This is a genomic window from Nocardia grenadensis, assembly GCF_050942415.1.
In the GTDB taxonomy this organism is placed as follows: domain Bacteria; phylum Actinomycetota; class Actinomycetes; order Mycobacteriales; family Mycobacteriaceae; genus Nocardia; species Nocardia grenadensis.
On the sequence record NZ_CP192054.1, the window covers coordinates 4508041 to 4528807 of the forward strand.

General features: G+C 68.2%; 20 protein-coding genes. 7 read left to right on the forward strand and 13 right to left on the reverse strand.

What is annotated here, in order from left to right:
* Nucleotides 1-26: 26 nt before the first annotated feature.
* Nucleotides 27-578: an amino-acid N-acetyltransferase gene (locus ACQPYS_RS20535; protein WP_084481625.1), complete on the forward strand. Its 552-nt coding sequence runs from the start codon at nt 27-29 to the stop codon at nt 576-578.
* Nucleotides 579-653: 75 nt separating this feature from the next.
* A complete protein-coding gene (locus ACQPYS_RS20540) occupies nt 654-938 on the forward strand; it encodes a YciI family protein (RefSeq protein WP_433490497.1) in 285 nt (94 codons plus the stop codon).
* A gap of 44 nt (nt 939-982) precedes the next feature.
* Here ACQPYS_RS20540 and ACQPYS_RS20545 read toward each other — a convergent pair whose 3' ends face one another.
* The 3 genes from ACQPYS_RS20545 to ACQPYS_RS20555 all read right to left on the reverse strand — a co-directional run bounded on the left by ACQPYS_RS20545 (nt 983) and on the right by ACQPYS_RS20555 (nt 5576).
* On the reverse strand, nt 983-1987 hold the full coding sequence (locus ACQPYS_RS20545) for a TerC family protein (RefSeq protein ID WP_433490498.1): 1005 nt from the start codon (nt 1985-1987) through the stop codon (nt 983-985).
* A gap of 127 nt (nt 1988-2114) precedes the next feature.
* Nucleotides 2115-4736, reverse strand: a complete 2622-nt coding sequence (locus ACQPYS_RS20550; protein ID WP_433490499.1) for a DNA translocase FtsK — start codon at nt 4734-4736, stop codon at nt 2115-2117.
* 216 nt (nt 4737-4952) lie between these two features.
* Nucleotides 4953-5576, reverse strand: coding sequence for a TIGR03085 family metal-binding protein (locus ACQPYS_RS20555; protein WP_433490500.1), 624 nt, complete (start codon nt 5574-5576; stop codon nt 4953-4955).
* 133 nt (nt 5577-5709) lie between these two features.
* Here ACQPYS_RS20555 and ACQPYS_RS20560 point away from each other — a divergent pair, with 133 nt between their 5' ends.
* Entirely contained in the window at nt 5710-6093 is a 384-nt protein-coding gene (locus tag ACQPYS_RS20560; protein WP_063040274.1) for a DUF4189 domain-containing protein, read from the forward strand.
* Between the two features lie 67 nt (nt 6094-6160).
* The gene (locus ACQPYS_RS20565) at nt 6161-6721 is read left to right on the forward strand and encodes a hypothetical protein (protein ID WP_245664725.1); all 561 of its coding nucleotides are present in this window, start codon (nt 6161-6163) and stop codon (nt 6719-6721) included.
* 69 nt (nt 6722-6790) lie between these two features.
* On the opposite strand, the gene ACQPYS_RS20570 is transcribed toward ACQPYS_RS20565, so the two are convergent.
* Both ACQPYS_RS20570 and dapA read right to left on the reverse strand, forming a co-directional pair.
* Nucleotides 6791-8767 (reverse strand): ribonuclease J, encoded by a 1977-nt coding sequence (locus ACQPYS_RS20570; protein ID WP_431939739.1) that lies wholly within the window; start codon nt 8765-8767, stop codon nt 6791-6793.
* The gene (gene dapA / locus ACQPYS_RS20575) at nt 8764-9672 is read right to left on the reverse strand and encodes a 4-hydroxy-tetrahydrodipicolinate synthase (RefSeq protein WP_063040278.1); all 909 of its coding nucleotides are present in this window, start codon (nt 9670-9672) and stop codon (nt 8764-8766) included. Before dapA ends, ACQPYS_RS20570 begins: the two co-directional genes overlap by 4 nt.
* 148 nt (nt 9673-9820) lie before the next feature.
* Between dapA and ACQPYS_RS20580 the strand changes: the two genes are divergently transcribed.
* Nucleotides 9821-10273 (forward strand): hypothetical protein, encoded by a 453-nt coding sequence (locus ACQPYS_RS20580; RefSeq protein WP_431939740.1) that lies wholly within the window; start codon nt 9821-9823, stop codon nt 10271-10273.
* Nucleotides 10274-10766: 493 nt separating this feature from the next.
* On the opposite strand, the gene ACQPYS_RS20585 is transcribed toward ACQPYS_RS20580, so the two are convergent.
* The 5 genes from ACQPYS_RS20585 to ACQPYS_RS20605 form a co-directional block, all read right to left on the reverse strand.
* Entirely contained in the window at nt 10767-10886 is a 120-nt protein-coding gene (locus tag ACQPYS_RS20585; RefSeq protein WP_433490501.1) for a hypothetical protein, read from the reverse strand.
* A gap of 166 nt (nt 10887-11052) precedes the next feature.
* Nucleotides 11053-11517 carry a flavodoxin family protein gene (locus ACQPYS_RS20590; RefSeq protein ID WP_433490502.1) on the reverse strand — a complete coding sequence of 155 codons (465 nt, stop codon included), beginning with the start codon at nt 11515-11517 and terminating at the stop codon, nt 11053-11055.
* Nucleotides 11518-11549: 32 nt separating this feature from the next.
* Nucleotides 11550-11993: a hypothetical protein gene (locus ACQPYS_RS20595; RefSeq protein ID WP_431939810.1), complete on the reverse strand. Its 444-nt coding sequence runs from the start codon at nt 11991-11993 to the stop codon at nt 11550-11552.
* Nucleotides 11994-12040: 47 nt separating this feature from the next.
* Nucleotides 12041-12793, reverse strand: a complete 753-nt coding sequence (dapB, locus tag ACQPYS_RS20600; RefSeq protein WP_433490503.1) for a 4-hydroxy-tetrahydrodipicolinate reductase — start codon at nt 12791-12793, stop codon at nt 12041-12043.
* Nucleotides 12794-13388: 595 nt separating this feature from the next.
* Nucleotides 13389-14489, reverse strand: coding sequence for an alcohol dehydrogenase catalytic domain-containing protein (locus ACQPYS_RS20605; protein ID WP_433490504.1), 1101 nt, complete (start codon nt 14487-14489; stop codon nt 13389-13391).
* 133 nt (nt 14490-14622) lie between these two features.
* Here ACQPYS_RS20605 and ACQPYS_RS20610 point away from each other — a divergent pair, with 133 nt between their 5' ends.
* Nucleotides 14623-15018, forward strand: coding sequence for a VOC family protein (locus tag ACQPYS_RS20610; RefSeq protein ID WP_433490505.1), 396 nt, complete (start codon nt 14623-14625; stop codon nt 15016-15018).
* Between the two features lie 3 nt (nt 15019-15021).
* Here the strand turns inward: ACQPYS_RS20610 and ACQPYS_RS20615 are convergent, their stop codons facing one another.
* The gene (locus ACQPYS_RS20615) at nt 15022-16221 is read right to left on the reverse strand and encodes an MFS transporter (RefSeq protein WP_433490506.1); all 1200 of its coding nucleotides are present in this window, start codon (nt 16219-16221) and stop codon (nt 15022-15024) included.
* A 91-nt stretch (nt 16222-16312) separates the two neighbouring features.
* On the opposite strand from ACQPYS_RS20615, the gene ACQPYS_RS20620 reads away from it, so the two are divergent.
* Nucleotides 16313-16651 (forward strand): ArsR/SmtB family transcription factor, encoded by a 339-nt coding sequence (locus ACQPYS_RS20620; RefSeq protein ID WP_431939750.1) that lies wholly within the window; start codon nt 16313-16315, stop codon nt 16649-16651.
* Nucleotides 16652-16750: 99 nt separating this feature from the next.
* Here the strand turns inward: ACQPYS_RS20620 and ACQPYS_RS20625 are convergent, their stop codons facing one another.
* Both ACQPYS_RS20625 and ACQPYS_RS20630 read right to left on the reverse strand, forming a co-directional pair.
* The gene (locus tag ACQPYS_RS20625) at nt 16751-18166 is read right to left on the reverse strand and encodes a M16 family metallopeptidase (protein WP_433490507.1); all 1416 of its coding nucleotides are present in this window, start codon (nt 18164-18166) and stop codon (nt 16751-16753) included.
* The gene (locus tag ACQPYS_RS20630; RefSeq protein WP_433490508.1) at nt 18141-20438 is read right to left on the reverse strand and encodes a polyribonucleotide nucleotidyltransferase; all 2298 of its coding nucleotides are present in this window, start codon (nt 20436-20438) and stop codon (nt 18141-18143) included. The genes ACQPYS_RS20625 and ACQPYS_RS20630 overlap by 26 nt, the downstream gene beginning before the upstream one ends.
* Nucleotides 20439-20767 lie beyond the last annotated feature (329 nt).

A 20767-nucleotide genomic window follows, 5' to 3' on the forward strand; every position in this document is an offset into this window, starting at 1 on the left:
TAGCCCGGCCGACTACTGTGCACCCCATGACCTCACGGGGACCACTGAGTGGTTCGATCAGCGACGTGCCCGGTACGCAGACCGCCACCGTGCGGGTGCGTCGCGCCCGCACCTCCGATGTCCCGGCGATCAAATCGCTCGTCGATGTGTACGCGGGCCGCATCCTGCTGGAGAAGAACCTCGTCAATCTGTACGAGTCGGTCCAGGAGTTCTGGGTGGCCGAGCTCGGCGACCGCGTGGTGGGCTGCGGTGCGCTGCACGTGCTGTGGGCCGACCTCGGTGAGGTACGCACGGTGGCGGTTCTGCCCGAGGTGAAGGGCCACGGTGTGGGCAAAGTCATCGTGGAGCATCTGGTCGAGGTGGCGCGGGAGCTCGAGCTGCGGCGGTTGTTCGTCCTCACCTTCGAGGTCGAATTCTTCGCCCGGCACGGTTTCGCGGAGATCGAGGGCACCCCGGTGACCGCCGAGGTATACGCGGAGATGTGCCGGTCCTACGACACCGGTGTGGCGGAGTTCCTGGACCTCAGCTTTGTGAAACCCAACACTCTCGGCAACACCCGGATGCTCCTCACGCTCTGAGATTCACCGCCCACGGCCGGACACCCTCCGTGGTGGAGGACACCACGGCACCACGGCGCGCACTAGAGTCGGCTGGTGCCTCTTTTCGCTGTTCACTACACCTATTCCGAAGCGACCGCCCCCGCTCGGGACATGCATCGCCCGCGCCACCGGGCGTGGCTGTCCGACCGGCTCGCCGAGGGCGCGCTGGTGAGCAGCGGACCGTACCCGGACGGTTCGGGCGCCCTGCTGCTGTTTCGCGCGGCCGACGCCGCGGCCCTGGACGAGCTACTTGCCCAGGATCCATTCACGCAGGAGAAGCTGATCGACGGCGTGCGGGCGGTCGAATGGCGGCCCGCGCTCGGCGCGTTCGCCGACTGAGCAGTACCGCGTCCCGGCCGGGCGTCGGCCGGGACGCATCGGCTCTATTCGCCCGGACCGGCGGCCGACTTCGGCCGGGACTGCCCACGGGTGCGCAGCAGGCTGGCGACGGTCGCGACGACCAGGATGCCGAGGATCACCGACAGCGACAGTGCGGTGGAGATCTCCGGGACGCTCACGTGCTCGCCGCCGTTGATGAACGACAGGTTGTTCTCATGCAACGCGTGCAGTATCAGTTTGACACCGATGAAGGCCAGGATGGCCGCCAGACCGTAGGACAGGTAGACCAGCCGGTCCAGCAGGCCGCCGATCAGGAAGAAGAGCTGCCGCAACCCCATCAGCGCGAACGCGTTCGCGGTGAACACGATGTAGGGCTCCTCGGTGAGGCCGTAGATGGCCGGAATCGAGTCGAGCGCGAACAGTAGATCGGCGAAGCCGATGGCCACCAGGGCGAGCAGCATCGGTGTGAGCGCGCGCCGGCCGTCGATCCGGGTCACCAGTTTGTCGCCGTCGTAGGTCTCGGTGGTCGGCACGAAGCGCTTGATGAGCGCGACGATCCGGCTGTCGCGTTTCTGTTCCTCTTCTACCTCGTGGCCGCTCTCCTTCAGGAGTTTGGCCGCGGTGTAGACCAGGAAGAATCCGAACAGGTAGAACACCCAGCTGAAGGCGCTGATGGCGGCGGCGCCCACCGCGATGAAGACGCCGCGCATGACCAGGGCCACCACGATGCCGATGAGGAGCACCTTCTGCTGGTAGATCCGGGGCACCGCGAAGGTGGACATGATGATCAGGAAGATGAACAGGTTGTCGACCGAGAGCGCTTTCTCGGTGACGAAACCGGCGTAGTACTCGCCGGCGAAGGTGCCGCCCCATTTCCAGGCGATCACCCCGCCGAAGGCCAGGGCCAGCCCGATGTACACCGCGGACCAGAAGCCGGACTCGCGGAAGGTCGGTTCGTGCGGGGTGCGCACATGGGCGAAGAAGTCGAAGACGAACAACCCGAGGATCACCAGGATCGTGATTCCCCAGACGAGAGCGGTTACCTGCATACGGTGATCCGTTCAGCGGTGCGAGTCATGCCACCAATAATGCCCGATATGCCCGTTTCGGCCGACTTGCGGGGTGGTTGCCCGCCATCGTCGCATATCGGCTCCCCGGCCACCGGCAGCACGCCGGTCAGCCCGCATCCGGTGCCGGTGGCTCCTCGCCGCCACCGCCCCGGATCGACCACAGTAGGCCGTCGAGTTCGTCGGGTTTGATCAGCACATCGCGCGCCTTGGAACCTTCGCTCGGCCCCACCACGCCCCGGGTCTCCATCAGGTCCATCAAACGGCCCGCCTTCGCGAACCCCACCCGCAATTTGCGCTGCAGCATGGATGTGGACCCGAACTGCGAGGTGACCACCAGTTCCACCGCCTGCAGGAAGACATCGAGATCGTCGCCGATATCGGGGTCGACATCCTTCTTCTCCCCGGCCTTGGCCGCGGTGACGCCCTCGGTGTAATCCGGTTCGGCCTGGTTCTTGGTGAACTCGACGACCCCGTGGATCTCCTCGTCGCTGATGAAGGCGCCCTGCAACCGGGTCGGTTTACCGGCACCCATCGGCAGGAAGAGACCGTCGCCCATCCCGATGAGTTTCTCGGCGCCGGGCTGATCGAGGATAACGCGGGAATCGGTGAGCGAGGAGGTCGCGAACGCCAGCCGGGACGGCACATTGGTCTTGATCAGGCCGGTCACCACATCCACCGATGGCCGTTGGGTGGCCAGCACCAGATGGATACCGGCGGCGCGGGCCTTCTGGGTGATCCGGACGATGGCGTCCTCGACATCGCGGGGCGCGGTCATCATCAGATCGGCGAGTTCGTCGACGATGGCCAGAATGTAGGGATAGGGCCGGTACACCCGTTCGCTGCCCAGCGGCGTGGTGATGGCGCCGGATTTCACCTTGCGGTTGAAATCGTCGATATGGCGGACCTTGCTGGCCTGCATGTCCTGATACCGCTGTTCCATCTCCTCCACCAGCCAGGCCAGCGCGGCGGCGGCCTTCTTCGGCTGGGTGATGATGGGCGTGATCAGATGCGGGATCCCCTCGTAGGGGGTCAGTTCCACCATCTTCGGGTCGATCAGGATCATCCGGACCTCGTCCGGGGTGGCCCGCTGCAACAGCGACACCAGCATCGAGTTCACGAAACTCGACTTACCGGAACCGGTGGAACCCGCGACCAGCAGATGCGGCATCTTGGCCAGATTGGCCGAGACGAACTCGCCCTCGATGTTCTTGCCGAGGCCGATGACCAGCGGATGGTGATCATTGCGGGTGGCCGGCGCGGTGAGCACGTCGGCGAGGCGGACCAACTCACGGTCGGCATTGGGCACCTCGATACCGACGGCGGATTTCCCGGGGATCGGCGCGAGCAGGCGTACGTTCTCGGTCGCCACGGCGTAGGCGATATTGCGGGTCAGCGCGGTGATCTTCTCGACCTTCACGCCGGGCCCGAGTTCCACCTCGTATCGGGTGACGGTCGGGCCCCGGACGAACCCGGTGACCGCGGCATCGATCTTGAACTGCACCAGCACCTCGGTGATCGCCTCGATCATCGATTCGTTGGCGGCGCTGCGTTTCCGGGGCGGGTCACCTTCGACCAGCAAATCGATCGGCGGCAGCGTGTAATCACCCTCGGTGACCCGGTCGGTGACGAACTCCGGTTCCGGAGGCGGCGGCGGGGTCTGATCGACCACCGCGGGCGCGGCGGATTTGCGCTTCTTGCGCTTTGCGGGTTGTTCGCCGTCCGGGGCACCGGTGATCGGTTTGGCGTCCCGCAGGGGTGGCTCGGAGGCGGATCCCGCGAATTCGTCGGCCGGGTAGTTCTCGGCGGGAGCACGGCCGCGGCGGCGAGACCTGGTGGGTGCCTCCCCGGCATCGGTCTCGTACTCGTCGACCGGGTCGTAGCCGTCCCGGTAGTCCGCCTCGCCCTCGTAACCGGGGGCGCCGAAGAACTCACGGAGCCGCTGTGGCGCCTCGCGCACCGTCGTGCCGGTCACCAGCAGTACACCGAACACCATCGCGAGCAGCAGTATCGGCACCGACAGCCAGGCGGTGAAGCCATCGGTCACCGGGCCGCCGATGACGAATCCCACGAACCCGGCTCCCTCGGCACGCCCGGCCGCGTCGGTGGGACCGCCGTCGGCGATATGCCACAGCCCGAGCAACGGTAAGCCGATCAGCAGACCGCCCAGCACCAGCCGCGGCCGGATCTCCGGGTGGGGTTCGGTACGCATGAGCACCACCGCGATACCGGAGGCGACGAACGGCAGCAGTGCCGAGGCCGACCCGGTGAACGCGCGAATGACCGCGTCCACCGCGCGCCCGATCGGCCCACCGGCGGACAACCAGACAGCGGCCGCGATCACCGCGCTGAGCGCGATCAGACCGAGCGCGACCCCGTCGCGCCGATGGCCGTGCTCGATCTCGCCGGCCCGGCTGATGGCCCGGGTGGTGGCGCCCAGTCCCCGGGCGGCCATGGTCCAGCCGCCGCCCACCATCCGGCCGAACACCGCCAGCGGCGCCGTATCGGAGCGTCGGGCGGCGGGCCGGCGCGCCGCGGGGCGGCGGGGACGGGCGCCGGCAGCCGGGCGCGCGGCCGCCTTACGGGTGGTTCTACGAGCCGGACCCTGGGCCGCGGCCGCGCCGGCCGCGCCGCGTGTACTACCCGAACGAGAACGCGCCGCGGTGGTCCGCCCCCGAGCCGATCCCGCCCGCGCACCAGGTGTGGTTGTGCCGCGGGACTTACCTGCCATGGCCTCAGGCTAGCCGCAACAACCCCAACCGGACCATCCGCAACACTGGTTACCGCCGCCCCGGCGGTGTGCGCGGCCGGTTCGCGCCGCGGTGCGGGCCGGTCGGCGCGGGGTGATCGGCGGCGGCGATTCGCGCCTCGACCGCCGTCGATGCCGGATGCGGTGGACGGGCCGGGCGGTGCTGCGCCACCCCGGCCGTGCCTCCGTCGGCGGCGTTCAGATGGAGCGGTCGAGTTCGAGTACCTGCCGGACCGCGTCGGGTTCCCCGGCCGTTTCGATCCGGACCTGATCACGCCCGAAGGCGTGCAGCAACAGTTCGGACGGCGCACCGGTCAGCGTCACCACCGGTCCGGTGCCGTCCACGATCCGAGCCCGGTCCTCGCCGAGCGTCGAGAGCTCCACCGGTACGGGGGATTTCCGATACGCAATCTTCCCCATCCTGCGCACCGTCGCCCACAACCGCTGCTGATCCTCGGCCGGCAGGTCCCGCGGTTCCCAGCCCGGGCTCGCCCGGCGGACATCCTCGTGATGGACGAACATCTCGCCGAGATTGGCGATCGCGTCCACCGGGCGCAGCGGTGACCACCAGGGTGGTCCGGTACGGATCTTGTCCAGCAGTCGGTCGAACTCCTGCCGGGCCGTCTTGCCCTGCACCTTCTGCAGATAACCGGCGAGGGGACGCAACATGATTCCCGGTGCGGCATCGGGCCGTCGCTCCCGGACCACCAGGTGCGCCGCGAGGTCACGTACCGTCCACGCACCACAGAGGGTGGGCGCGTCCGGGCCGGTGCTCTTCATCGTTTCGACCAATGCACGGCGTTCACGCTGAGCCATGTTCACACGATGAATCTAGCCGAGACCCAGCCATCGGGGAGGGAACGTGTTGCCGATCCGGTTGCTCACCGGCAGAGATGCTCTGTACGTTGTCATCGGTCCATAGGGTCGTGGACCGAAAACACAGAGGGGAATACCTTTGAAGAAGATTCTCACCGTTGCCGCCGTTCTGGTGGCGACCATCGGCTCGATGTTCGTCGCTTCGGTGACGCCGGCGCACGCCCAGTACAGCAGTCACTACGGCGCCATCGCGGTGTCCCTGTCCACCGGCAACTACGGCTGGTCCTACGACTACGACAGCTACGCCGAGGCCGAATCGGCCGCGGAGAGCAGCTGCGGTGCCGCCGACTGCGTCGCCAAGATCTCCTGGCGCAACGGATGTGGCGCGCTGGCGGTTTCGGACAACTGGCTGAGCTACGGCTCCGGCGCCACCAAGGCCGCCGCCCGGTCCGAGGCGCTGGCCAACAACCCGGGCAATGCCTACATCGAGCACTGGAACTGCACTTCCGGCTACGACCTGTGAGCTCGTACCGACCACATCTTCCGGCCGGCGCCGAACTCGCCGATTACACCGTAGGGGAATCAGAACTGTGAAAATTCGACCGATCCGGGTCGTGGCCGCCGCGACGATGGCCGCCGCCGCCCTCACCTTCACCGCGTGCTCGTCCACCGAGGATTCCTCGACCGAGGCCGCCGCGACCAGCACCGAGACCGCCGCCGAGTTCGAATCGGGTAAAACCCAGGACGGCCGCGAGGAGGGCAAGGCGCCGACCACCACACCCGCGCCGAATCTGCCCAAGCCGACGGCCGAGGAACTCAACGACAAGATCAACCGGGCGCTCGACGGCTCGGTCGGCGAAGACGAGAAGGTGGCCTGGATCGAGGATGCCGAACAGGATCCGCAGCTGGTCGACAAGCTGGTCGAGGCGGCCAAGAAGAACGAGGTCACCGTCAAGATCACCAATGTCGGCGAACCGGCCGCCGGCAAGGTGACCGCCGATGCCGATGTGACCATCGGCGGCAGCCCGGTGGAGAACGCGACCGTCGATTTCGTGGCCGAAGGCGATCAGTGGAAGATCGCGCACGGATTCGCCTGCAATATCGTCAAATCCGCACAGCTGGATTCGGCGGCCTGCCAGCCCGACGCCTGAGTCGACGCAGCTCCACAGAGACGAGAAACCGCCGGAGGGCCGAGCCCTCCGGCGGTTTCGTTCGTCCGGCTAGACGCCGATGACGGTCGGCACGATCATCGGGCGCCGCCGGTAGGTGTCGGCGACCCAGCGGCCCACGATCCGCCGCACACCCTGCGCGATGCGATGGGTATCGGTAACGCCCTCACCGGCCAGCCGCAGCAGCTCGGCCTCCACCAGCTCCGCCGCCTCCGCCAGCGCGGTCGGATCATCGGAGAACCCGCGCCCGCTGACCTCCGGTGGACTCACCGCCTTACCGGTGGTCTCGTCGACGGCCACCGTAATGGCGATGAAACCACCCTCGCCGAGTACCAGCCGGTCCGACAGCGTGGATTCGCCGACATCGCCGACCGACAGGCCGTCCACATAGACGTGCCCGACCGGGACGCGGCCGACGATGGAGGCGATTCCATCGACCAGATCCACCACCACACCGTCCTCGGCCAGCACCACCCGCTCCTCGGGCACGCCGGTGGCGACGGCGAGCGCGGCATTGGCGCGTAGATGCCGCCATTCGCCGTGGACGGGCATGGCGTTGGTCGGCCGAACGGCGTTGTACAGGTACAGCAGTTCCCCGGCCGACGCGTGCCCGGAGACGTGCACCTTCGCGTTCTGCTGGGTGATGACGGTGGCGCCGAGACGGGCCAGCCCGTTGACGACCGTGAACACCGAGTTCTCGTTACCCGGGATCAACGAGGAGGCCAGCACCACCAGATCGTCGGCGCGGATATGGATCTGCCGGTGGTCACCGCGGGCCATCCGGGACAGCGCCGACAGCGGTTCGCCCTGGGAACCGGTGGAGATGAGCACCAGTTTGTCGCCGGGCAGGGTGGCGGCCTGATCGAGATCGACCACGATCCCGTCGGGCACCGACAGATAGCCCAGATCCTGCGCGATCTGCATATTGCGCACCATGGACCGGCCGACGAAGCACACCCGGCGCCCGTACTTCTGCGCCACGTCCACCACCTGCTGGATCCGGTGCACATGGCTGGCGAAGGACGCCACGATCACCCGGTTGCGCGCCTTGCCGATCACGGTGTCCAGGACACCGCCGATCTCGCGCTCCGGGGTGACGAAACCGGGGACCTCGGCGTTGGTGGAATCGACCAGGAACAGGTCCACGCCCTCGTCGCCGAGGCGGGAGAATCCGGCGAGATCGGTGAGGCGGCCGTCGAGCGGCAGCTGATCGAGCTTGATGTCCCCGGTGTGCAGCACCGTCCCCGCGGGGGTGCGGATGGCCACCGCGAGGGCATCCGGAATGGAGTGGTTGACCGCGAAGTATTCGCATTCGAACGGTCCGTGCTCGGTGCGCTCCCCCTCGGTGACCTCGAGCAGCCGCGGATGCAATCGGTGCTCCCGGCCTTTCGCGGCGACCAGCGCGAGGGTGAACTTGGAGCCGATCACGGGGATATCCGGGCGTAGCCGCAGCAGGAACGGCACCGCGCCGATATGGTCCTCGTGTCCGTGGGTCAGGACCACGGCCACTACATCGTCGATACGATCCTCTATCGGCCGGAAATCGGGCAGGATCAGATCCACACCGGGCTGCTGGTCCTCGGGGAAGAGCACCCCGCAGTCGACGATCAGCAGCTTGCCGCCGTACTCGAAAACGGTCATATTGCGACCGATTTCGCCGATACCGCCGAGCGCGAAGACCCGCAGGCCATGCTTCGGGAGTTTCGGGGGCAGCGCGAGCCGGTCCTGGGCGGCGGCCTCCGGAGTAACGGGGGGCGCGGAACGGGCCTGATCGCCGCGGCCGCGGCCGGACTGCCGGCCCTTCCCGCCGCGACGCGATCGCTGGCCCCGGGCTTCCGGGGCGGCGGTTTCGGTCACGGGCGCGGATTCGGTTGCCACCGTCTCGGTTTCCCTTTCGACAGTGGGTTCGGCGGGCTCGGCCACCTCGGGCGTAGGTACGGGTTCCTGCTGCGGTTCGGGCGCGGGGGCGGCCGGACCGGCCTCGCGCCGGGCGGTACGGCGGGGGCGGCGGGCGGCGGGTTCACTCATTCGAGCACCCCGGCGGCCCGCAGATCCGCGGCCAGATCCTCGAGCTGTTCCGGACTGGGCATGATCTGCGGCAGTCGCGGTTCACCGGCGTCGATACCGAGCAGGCGGAGCCCGCCCTTGGTCATCGCGACACCGCCGAGGCGGGCCATCGCGGCATTGAGCCACAGCAGACTGGTGTTGATATCACGTGCCCGCACCACATCTCCGGCGCTGAACGCGTCCACCATCTCGCGCAGCCGCTCCGGGACCAGATGCCCGATCACACTGATGAAACCGACCGCGCCCATCGCCAGCCACGGCAGGTTCAACATATCGTCGCCGGAGTAGAAGGCCAGATCGGTCTCGGCGATGAGTGCCGCACCCGCGTTCAGATCACCCTTGGCGTCCTTGACCGCGACGATCCGCGGGTGTTCGGCGAGCCGGCGAATGGTGTCGGAGGCGATCGGAACGACCGAGCGCGGCGGAATGTCGTACAGGGTGACCGGGAGGTCGGTGGCATCGGCGACCGCGGTGAAATGCGCGTACAGGCCTTCCTGGGTGGGCCGCGAGTAGTAAGGGGTCACCACCAGCAGGCCGTGCGCGCCCGCGCGCTGGGCGTTGCGCGCCAGTTCGATCGAATGCGCCGTGTCATAGGTGCCGGCGCCGGCGATCACGGTGGCGCGGTTGCCGACCGCGTCGACGACCGCGCGCAGCAGATCCGCCTTCTCCGATTCGGTGGTGGTCGGCGATTCGCCGGTGGTACCGGAGATCGCGAGCAGGTCGACACCGCGGTCGACCAGACGATGTGCCAGGGAGACGCCGGTGTCTATGTCGAGCTTGCCCTCGGCACTGAAGGGGGTCACCATCGCGACACCTACTGTGCCGGACGCGCTCAACACCGGGGGCGTCGATTCACCGTTCGTCATGGTCAGAAAGGCTACCCGGTCACCTGGTAGGGCTCGACACCCTCGTCGGTGTTCGCGGCCACCGAACCCACCGAAGACGGCATGATACCGCCATAGCGTCGTCATTTCCGTCCTTGAAAGACATCAGAAATGGCGTCACACTGGTGTCATGGATCTGACCCGATACACCGTCCGCATCCGCGAGGACCTGGTGGCCGCCGCCGCCCTGGGCGACGAGAAGACGCAGGCCACGGCCGCCGCGCTGGCCGGCGCCGTGGAGAACTCGGCCCGGCTGGCCCTGCTCTCGGCCCTCACCGAACTCGCCGATACCGTCAGCGCCGAACTGGGCGACCGCACTGTGCGTGTCTCGCTGCACGGCACCGAGGCCGATATCGAGGTGCGGCGCGCTCCGGCCGGCGACAATCCGAGCTTCGAGGAGATGACCGGCGATATCAGCCGGGTCACCCTGCGTCTGGTCGAACAGGTGAAGGCGCGTGCCGAGGAAGCCGCCGCGCAGAGCGGGCAGTCGTTGAACTCCTGGATGTCCGGCGTGGTGTCCGGCGCGCTGCGCGACCAGATGCGCGGCGGTTACGGCCACCCAAAACGCGACGAGCAGTCCTAGTCACCGGACACCGCGGCATGGCGGCCTCACTCGGAGACCAGTATCTCGCCCGAGGCCGCGATATCGGTGCGGCGATCGTCTCCACCGGCGCTGACCAGCACGGTCGCCACAGTGCGGCGCCCCCGCGGGCAGCACCCGGACCGTCACCGCACCGTCGGCGGCGGTCTCCAGAGCCGCGACCGCGAGCCGCACGACCCGCGCCCGGATCGCATCCGGCACCTCCGCGAAGCCCCCGTCGTCGAGCAACAGCACCTCTACGCCGCGGGCACGGTCCGCCCGCGCCGCACCGCTGAGGCGATTCCTCGTGAACCTGATCGCCTGCCTCTTGTCCTTGCGGGACCGGAAACGCGGCGGTGAAACCTTCGAGCCCTTACGTTTCCCCGTCACAGAAAGAAGTTGCGGTAGGCGGTATTCAGGTCCGCCAACGCCTGTTGCAACACCACCGACGACACCTCGGCCAGTCACACCCGCTCCCGCGTTTTCTTCACCTCGGTCAGGCGTTAGGACAACTCACCGTCGGGGATGTATGACAACCCGTTCTCGAAGGCCTCCCGCCGAGCGGCGCGTCGTTGAACACCACTCGCGCGCACCCGAACGCCTGCGCCAACGACACCTGCTGACCCGGGTCGGGTAGACGCGGAACAGCACCAACCCGACGCCCTCGCCGCGCTGGTCGTCACGCATGACGTGCTGGCCGACGCTGCCGGGCAACGGCCGTTCACCTTCGAAGAGGCGGAACTGCCGCACTCGCAGTCGACACAATGACCGCGATTGTTGCCTTATCCAAGTGATGTCTCCATTAGTTGAGCGGCGACCGTGGCGCCGAGTTCCCAGCACGCTTCGAGGTCCGCCTTGGATGGCTTCCCGGATACCACCATGTAGTCGGCTACCTTCACCCACCCGAGCCCGGTCGTGATCGAGGTGATGCCCTTCTCCGCGCCCTCGGTGCCCTCGTTGCCGTGGAAGTACGCCCCGAACGGGCGGCCACGGGTCGAATCGAGACAGGGGTAGTAAATGACATCCAGGCCGTGTTTCAGGCCGCCGCTCATGTACCCGAGGTTGGCCGGGGTACCGAGCACGTACCCGTCGGCTTCCAATACGTCCGTTGGGGAGAGCGACAGGGCGGCGCTGCGCACGACCTCCACGCCCTCGATCTCCGGGTCGGTCGCCCCCGCCAGGACCGCTTCGAACATCGCCTGCATATGCGGGGACGGTGTGTGGTGGACGATCAGCAGCCTCGGCACATCACCGAGCCTAACGGCTCCCGGCGACGGTCTCAGGCTCCGGTGCGGCGCTCGTGTTTCTCCAGTTCCACCGCGCGGCGCATGGTGTCGCGGGCCCGGGAACGATCGCCGGCGCAGTCGTAGGCACGCGCCAGCCGGTAGGACACCCGCCAGTTGTCGGGGTCGGCTTCCCATTCCTTCTTCACCGACAGGAACAGTTCGTCGGCAGCCGCGCGTTCGACCCGTCCGGACGGACGACGCGGCAGATCCGCGGTATCCAATTCCAGGCCCTCGTCGTGGATCCGGCGGGCCAGCCGCTGATGATCCAGCGCCGACCGCAGGGTGGACACGACCATCCACACCCCCAGCAACGGCAGGATCAGCACCCCGACACCCAGCGCGATGGCCGCGACCTCCCCAGAGGTCAGCAGCGCCACCGCGATCCGGCCCAGCCACAAGAAATAGAAGATCAGCGCCAGCACCAGCGCCGCCACCATCGCGACGATCTTCCACACCTCGCGGCCGGATCCACCGGCGGAATCGCTCACAGGTCGAGGAACGGGTCGAGGCCGACGGTGAGCCCCGGCCGCAGACCGATCTGGCGCACCCCGAGCAGGACACCGGGCGCGAACGACGAGCGGTCGATCGAATCGTGGCGAATGGTGAGCGTCTCCCCCTGGGTCCCGAACAGCACCTCCTGATGCGCCACCAGACCCGCCAGCCGCACCGAATGCACCCGCACCCCGCCGACCTCCGCCCCGCGCGCACCCGCGAGTTCGGTGGTGGTGGCATCCGGGACCGGCCCGGCGCCCGCCTTCTCCCGGGCCTCGGCGATGATCCCGGCGGTCCGGTAGGCGGTACCCGACGGCGCGTCGGCCTTGTTCGGATGATGCAGCTCGATCACCTCGACCGATTCGAAGAACCGGGCGGCCTGTTCGGCGAACCGCATGGACAGCACCGCTCCGATCGCGAAATTCGGCGCGATCAGCACGCCGACCTCCGCCCGCCCGGCCAGCCAGCCCCGCACCTGGTCGAGCCGCGCGTCGTCGAACCCGGTCGTCCCGACCACCGCGTGGATCCCGTTCTCCACCAGGAACTGCAGATTGCCCATCACCACATCGGGGTGGGTGAAGTCGACCACGACCTGGGCGCCGGTTTCGACGAACCGGCTCAGCGGGTCGTCCTTGTCGACCGCGGCGACGAGCTCGAGATCGGCGGCCGCCTCGACGGCCGCACAGATGGCCTGCCCGACCTTGCCCTGCGCTCCCAGAACGCCAACCCGAATCGGTTCCGTCACCTCGCCACTCCCTGTTCGTCGTCCGACCTGCGCACCGAGCCTACTGTCTATATTTGCGCCGCCTGCGACGGCGCGGGGTCGAGGCCCCCTCGGTCCCGCCGTTCGGGCCTCGAGACTCGCGCCTTCGGCGCATGCGCTTCGAGGCTCGAAAGGCGGGACGGGCCTCGCCCCTTCGAGGGCCTGGCTGAACTCGGCACCGGATCGGTGTGCCCGTTCGTCGCTGTATCAGGTGGCAGGCTCTGCACCCGGTGCTTCGATCAGGCCGCTCGCTTGCCATGCCGAGCCTTGTGGCCCGATCCGGAGTGCACATCAGCGGTGATCGTGGCCGCCCCTTCCGGATCAGCACCCGAACTGGGCAACAACGGAGCGTTGCGGCCGACCGTCCGGAAACCAGCGATCATTGAGCACTTATAGGGTCGTGAGCCTCGCCGGGCTGATCCAGGTGCACGACAGCGTCCACCTTCTGTCTGTTCCGGGTGGTCTACCTCAGTGGTCGGGGCCCGCCCCGATTCCGGACCGACGGGGCGAAGGAGGGAAGACTCGGGGGCACAGGGCCCCGACCCGCGGCGCCGGAGGCGCCGCAAACAAACACAGTTCAGAAGATGATCACCTGGCGGAGGGCATGCCCGGCGGCGAGTTCGTCCATGGCGCCGTTGATATCCGCCAGCCCGATCCGGGCGGAGATGAGTTTCTCCACCGGGAGGCGGCCCTCGCGCCACATCCGGACGTACTCGGGGATATCACGCGAGGGGACCGCCGAACCCAGATAGCTGCCGACGATCGAGCGGCCCTGGGCCACCAGGCCCAGTGGTGAGATTGTCGCGCGGGCGTCGGGGGCGGGCAGACCCACCGTTACGGTGACACCGCCGGGCGCGGTGGCCGCGATCGCGCTCTCGAAGGCCCGGGCGGAGCCGACCGCTTCGACGACGACTTCCGCCTGGACACTCCGGTCGGCGACTTCGGCGGGCGTATACGCGTTGTCGGCCCCGAGCTCGCGGGCCAGCGCCAGCTTGTCCGGGACCGTGTCTACGGCGATGACCTCCCGGACCCCCAGGGAGACGGCCACCAGGACGGCAGCCATACCCACACCGCCGAGGCCCACCACCATGACCCGGTCGGTCGCGGCGGGTTTCGCCGAGTTCAGCAGGGCGCCGCCGCCGGTCAGGACCGCGCAGCCCAGCACGGCGGCGACTTCCGGCGGCACGTCGTCGTCCACCGGCACCACGGAACGCCGGTCCACCACCGCGTGTGTCGCGAATCCGGAGACTCCTAGATGATGGTGTACCTCGGCGTCGGCGCGGTGTAGTCGCCGGCCGCCGCCGAGTAGTTCGCCCGCGTTGTTGGCCGCGCTGCCGGGGATACACGGGGTCCGGCCGCCGGAGGTGCATCCGGCGCATTCGCCGCAGCGCGGCAGGAAGGTCATCGCGACTCGCTGTCCGATGGACAGATCGGCGCCGGGACCTGCCTGGACGACCTTGCCGGAGGCTTCGTGACCCAGCAGCATCGGCACCGGCCGCACCCGATTGCCGTCGACCACCGAGAGGTCGGAGTGACAGAGTCCGGCGGCTTCGATGCGCACCAGGATCTCGCCGGGCCCCGGTTCGGCGAGATCGAGTTCGCTGATGGTGATCGGCGCCGACTCGGCGTACGGCACCGGTGCACCGATCCGTTCCAGGACTGCCCCACGAATTCTCATGTGACCACGGTAGGCCGCGCGCGGTTTGATCATGATCCGGTTCGGACTATTCTCTGTGGCGTGCCGGTGCTCCCGTTGGCCGCCTTGTACCGAGCCCGGGGTCGGGACCGGCACGACTCGAGGAGATATTCCTTTGTCCGTTCAGTTCAACCACACCATTGTCGGATGCCGTGACAACCGGGAATCGGCCGAATTCTGGGGCGATATCCTGGGCGTGGAGCCGGGCGCCCCATGGGGCCACTTCATTCCCCTGGCCACCGCCAACGGAGTCACGTTCGATTTCGCGAACGTCCCTCCCCACATCACCGAGATCCAGGGCCAGCACTACGCGTTCCTGGTCTCGGAGCAGGAGTTCGACGCCGCCTACGCCAAGATCCAACGTTACGGTCTCGAACACTGGGCCGATCCCCGGCAGCAGGCCGCGGGCGAGATCAACCACAACGACGGCGGCCGCGGGGTGTACTTCCTGGATCCCAACGGCCACTACCTGGAGTTGATCACCGTCCCCTACGGCGGCTGGCTGGCGTAGCCGCTACCGGGTGCCGCGGCGCAATCCCAGCGTCGCGGCACCCAGGCAGGCCACCGCGACAACGCCCACGAACCACGGGAACACCGTGTGCAGGCCCCAGGTGGTGGCGGCCCAGCCCGCGAGGACGGTCGGCAGCGCCATGGAGGTGTAGGCGAGCAGGTAGTAGGCGGACATGGTCTCGCCGCGCCGGTGTTCGGGCACCACCTGGGAGAGGTGGCGCAGCGACCCGCCGAATCCGAGACCGAAGGTGGCACCGAGCAGGACACCGGCCACCAGCACCGCGACCCAGTTGTGCGTACCCAGCGCGGGCACGGTGAGGACCAGGGCGACGGCCATTCCGATATCGCCGCCGACGGCCGCGCGGCGGGCCGGAATCGCGGTGGCGAACAACTGGACGAGCGCGGCCGCCGTCGCGGTCACCGCCACCACGACCCCGCCGAAGACGAGGTTGTGGATACCGGTCTGCTGCGCGGCCAGCGACGGATACAGCGACAGCAGCACGCCGAGCACCGACCACGCGGCCATGACCCCCATCGCCGCGAACCAGAAGTCGGCGCGGATCTCGCGGGGTACGGCGGGACGGGCGATGCGGATCCGGCCGGCGACCCGCGCCCCGTGCGGTTCGCGTAAGGCCAGTACACCCGCAGTGACGAGCAGGCAGACGATGCTGATCACCACATACGGTGTGCGCAACGGATGGGGTGCGTACTGGGCCAGCAGCGCCGAGCCCATGATGGCCACCGCCATGCCCACATTGAAGGCGACGCCGGTGAGTTGACCCGAACGCGCGCCGCGATGCGGGCGCAGATCCAGCAGTGCCGCCGCGCCCGCGACCACGGTGGCCCCGACGGCCATCCCGTGCAGGGCGCGGGCGAGCAGCAGCATGGGCACGGTATCGGCGAGGACGAACACCACGAGGCCGGCGATCATCACGCCGAAGGCCCCGAGCAGGACGGGTTTGCGCCCGACCACATCGGAGATCCGGCCCGAGACCAGGACGGCAGCGAGGGCCGCGATCGCGTAGACCGCGAAGACGACGGTGGTGGTCAGCGGGGAGAGATGCCACTGCTGTTCGTAGAGACCGTAGAGCGGGGCCGGTACACCGGAGACCCCGAGGGCGACACCCGTCGCGCCGAGGACGAGACCGTAGGCCCAGGGTTGGATCGTTCTGTCGTCGGTGAGTACCGCCGCTGTCGCTGCCATGAGAACCCCGAAACAGGTAAGTTTGACGTTGATCGAACTACATCGAGCCTAAACCGAGGTTCGATGATCATCAAACCCGAGCGAGTAGATCATGACACAGACCACACCGATCACGGATACCCCGACGCAGGTGGCCCCGCTCCCCGAGGTCCTGGCCGCGCTCCAAGACCCGGTGCGTCTGGAAATGGTCCGCCGCCTACACAATGCGGACGATGCCGTACGCTGCGCCGCACTCTACGAAGTGATCAACAAATCCACCGCCACCCACCACTTCAAGGTGTTGCGCGAAGCCGGTGTCATCGAACGCTTGATGATCGAGGGACAGACCTACCAGCGACTGCGCACCGGCGACCTCGACCGGGCCCTGCCCGGTCTGCTGGACTCCGTCGTCGGCGCCGCCAATCGCGCGGCCTCCCGCGCGGGCGACTGACGCCCGAGCGGACGAGGCGCCCGGCTCGGCAATACAGCGAAACCCGCCGACCGCCCGAAACACCGAACCGTGCGCGATCCGGTATCCGGGCCGCCTGGTTCAGCTCACAGCGAGTCGGCGCACCGGCGCCGGAAGATCACGGACCCGCTGATACGGGCCCGCCACCGACGCGGCGAACGGCCGGGACAGCAGCGCCGCCGCGACCTCGCCGACCTCCTCGGTGGTCACCGCATCGATCCGGGCCAACGTCTCGGACACACTGCGGTGGTTGCCGTAGCTGAGTTCACTGCGGCCGATCCGGTTCATCCGGGACGCCGAATCCTCCAGGCCCAACACCAACCCGCCGCGCAGTGAACCCTTGGCCCGAGCGCATTCGGCATCGGTGATACCGTCCGCGGCGATCTCCTCGAGTACCCCGCGGGCCAGCGTCGCCACCTCACCGAGGTTCTCCGGCTGGCAGCCCAGGTACACCGAGAACGCGCCGGTGTCGGCGAAGGTGTCCACACTGGAATACACCGAGTAGGCCAGCCCGCGTTCCTCCCGGATGCGCTGGAACAGCCGGGAACTCAGACCGCCGCCGACCACCGTGTTGAGCACCGACAGCGGCCACCGCAGCTGTCCTTCGTGGCGGCCGTAGGCCCGCACCCCGAACACCAGATGTGCCTGTTCGCTGTCCCGGTGGGACCAGGTCAGCCTCGGCTCGTCGCGGGTACGGAACCGGCCCTCGCGCCGCGGCGCGGGCTGCGCGCCGGGGTCGAGCCGCCCAGCGACCGCGCGATGCACCAGTTCCACGGTGTGTTCGTGCTCGATATTGCCCGCGACCGCGACGACCATCCGGTCGGGGGTGTAGCGGCGCTGATGGAAGGAACGCAGCTGGCTCGCGCGCATCCCCTCGATGGATTCCACCGAGCCGATGATCGGCCGGCCGATCGGGTGATCACCGAACAGCGCGGTGAGGAAAGCGTCCCCGACGAGATCCTCCGGATCGTCGTCGCGCATCGCGATCTCCTCCAGCACGACCTGCCGTTCCACATCGACATCGGCCGCCCGGCACAGGCCGTTGAGCACCACATCGGTGACCAGGTCCACCGCCAGCGGCAGATCCTCGTCCACCACATGGGCGTAGTAGCAGGTCTGCTCCTTGGCGGTGAACGCGTTGAGTTCGCCGCCCACGGCGTCCATGGCCTCGGCGATATCCAGCGCCGAACGGCTCGGCGTGGCCTTGAACAGCAGATGTTCCAGGAAATGCGCGGCACCGGCGACGGTCGGGCCCTCGTCGCGCGAGCCGACCCCCACCCAGACGCCGATGGACGCCGACCGTACGCCGGGTACATGCTCGGTCACCACGCGCAGACCACCGGGCAGGACGGTACGTCGTACTCCGTGGTCGATATCGACCGTTTCGCCGATCCGCCACGCCGATGACGAGCCCCCCTGCCCACTCGGGCGCAGGGGGGCCGTCGATTTCTGCTCCGTCACACGACCAGTACTACTCGGTCGCCGTCGCGTCCGCATCGGCGGGCGCCTCGTCGGCGGTCTCGTCGACGGGGACCAGCGAGATCTTGCCGCGATTGTCGATATCGGCGATCTCCACGCGCAGCTTGTCGCCGACGTTCACCACGTCCTCGACCTTGGCCACGCGTTTGCCGTTGCCCAGCTTCGAGATGTGCACCAGACCGTCACGACCCGGCAGCAGCGAAACGAACGCACCGAAGGCGGTGGTCTTGACCACGGTGCCGAGGAACCGCTCGCCGACCTTGGGCAGCTGCGGATTGGCGATCGCGTTGATCGCGTCGATCGCCGCCTGCGCCGACGGGCCGTCGGTGGCGCCGACGAACACGGTGCCGTCGTCCTCGATGGAGATATTGGCGCCGGTGTCCTCGGTGATCTGGTTGATCATCTTGCCCTTGGGCCCGATCACCTCGCCGATCTTGTCGACCGGGATCTTGATGGCGGTGACCCGCGGGGCGTAGGGACTCATCTCGTCCGGGGTGGCGATGGCCTCGGCCATCACGTCCAGGATGGTGGTGCGAGCGTCGTGCGCCTGGCTCAGCGCACCGGCCAGCACCTGCGAGGGGATCCCGTCCAGCTTCGTGTCGAGCTGCAGGGCGGTGACGAAGCCCGGGGTGCCGGCGACCTTGAAGTCCATATCGCCGAAGGCGTCCTCGGCGCCGAGGATATCGGTCAGCGCCACATAGCGGACCTCCTGCGCACCGGACTCGTTGGTGACGGTGTCCGACACCAGGCCCATGGCGATACCCGCGACCGGCGCCTTCAGCGGCACACCGGCGTTGAGCAGCGACAGGGTCGAGGCGCAGACCGAACCCATCGAGGTCGAACCGTTGGAGCCCAGCGCCTCCGACACCTGCCGGATTGCGTACGGGAACTCCTCCTGGCTGGGCAGCACCGGGATCAGCGCCCGCTCGGCCAGCGCGCCGTGGCCGATCTCGCGGCGCTTGGGCGAACCGACACGACCGGTCTCACCGGTCGAATACGGCAGGAAGTTGTAGTGGTGCATATAGCGCTTGGAGGTTTCCGGGCCGAGTGAATCGACCTGCTGCGCCATCTTGACCATATCGAGGGTGGTCACACCCATGATCTGGGTTTCGCCGCGCTCGAACAGCGCCGAACCGTGTGCCCGTGGCACCACGGCGACCTCGGCCGACAGCGCCCGGATATCGGCCAGACCGCGGCCGTCGATCCGGAAGCCGTCGGTGAGGATGCGCTGCCGGACCAGCTTCTTGGTGACCGAGCGGAACGCGGCCCCCAGCTCCTTCTCCCGGCCCTCGAACGCTTCGCCGAGACGGGACAGCACCTCGAGTTTGATCTCGTCGATCTTCTCGTCGCGCTCCTGCTTGCCGGCAATGCTCAGCGCCTCCGACAGCGGCGCCTTCGCCGCCTCCTCGACGGCGGCGTACGCGTCGTCGGCGTAGGGCGGGAACAGCGGGAATTCCTCGGTGGGCTTGGCCGCGAGCTCGGCCAGGTCCTGCTGCGCCCGGCACAGCCGCGCGATAAACGGCTTGGCGGCCTCGAGCCCCCCGGCGACCACGGCCTCGGTCGGCGCCTGCGCGCCACCGTCGATCAGCGCGATCACATTGTCGGTGGCCTCGGCCTCGACCATCATGATCGCCACATCACCGGTCTCGGTGACCCGGCCGGCCACGACCATATCGAAAACAGCCTTCTCCAGCTGCTCGACGGTCGGGAAGGCGACCCACTGGCCACCCTCGGCGGTACCTACCGCCGGATCGTTGATCAGGGCGACCCGCACGCCGCCGACCGGACCGGAGAACGGCAGGCCCGAGATCTGGGTGGACGCCGACGCCGCGTTGATGGCGACCACGTCGTAGAGATCCTTGGGATCGAGGCTCAGCACGGTCACCACGACCTGGATCTCGTTGCGCAGGCCGTCGACGAACGACGGGCGCAGCGGCCGGTCGATCAGCCGGCAGGTGAGGATCGCGTCGGTGGAGGGACGGCCCTCACGGCGGAAGAACGAACCGGGGATGCGGCCCGCCGCGTACATCCGCTCCTCGACATCGACGGTCAGCGGGAAGAAGTCGAACTGGTCCTTGGGATACTTACCGGCGGTGGTCGCCGACAGCAGCATGGTCTCGTCGTCCAGGTAGGCGACGACCGATCCGGCGGCTTGTTTCGCGAGCCGACCCGTCTCGAAGCGAACCGTACGGGTGCCGAACGCGCCGTTGTCGATCAGCGCGACGGATTCGAAAACACCCGGTTCGACCTCGATGGCCGAGCTCTTCGAGCGTTCAATCGTTTCTGGCATTTCTCTGTTCTCAACCTCTCGTCTCGCCGGATACGGCGCCCGGTGGCGCGATCCGGCTATGTCAGCCGTACCAGGTTCGAACGCGGCGCGTCGGCGGAACCGCGGTGACCGTCGGGGTCAGCGGTGGCCGTATTCGTGCTGCGGCGCGTACACCCGGCCGGGCTCCCCTTGGAGCCGGCGACGCGGAGGCGGTCATCGATCGAAGCTCTCCGGCGCATCTATGTCCGGGCCGAAAAGCCACTACCGAAGACCGACGCCACGAGCGCGGGTGTGCACGGCTGGTTCTGTCGTTCCGTGTCCGGGAACCCCCGATACACGAAAATGCCGAC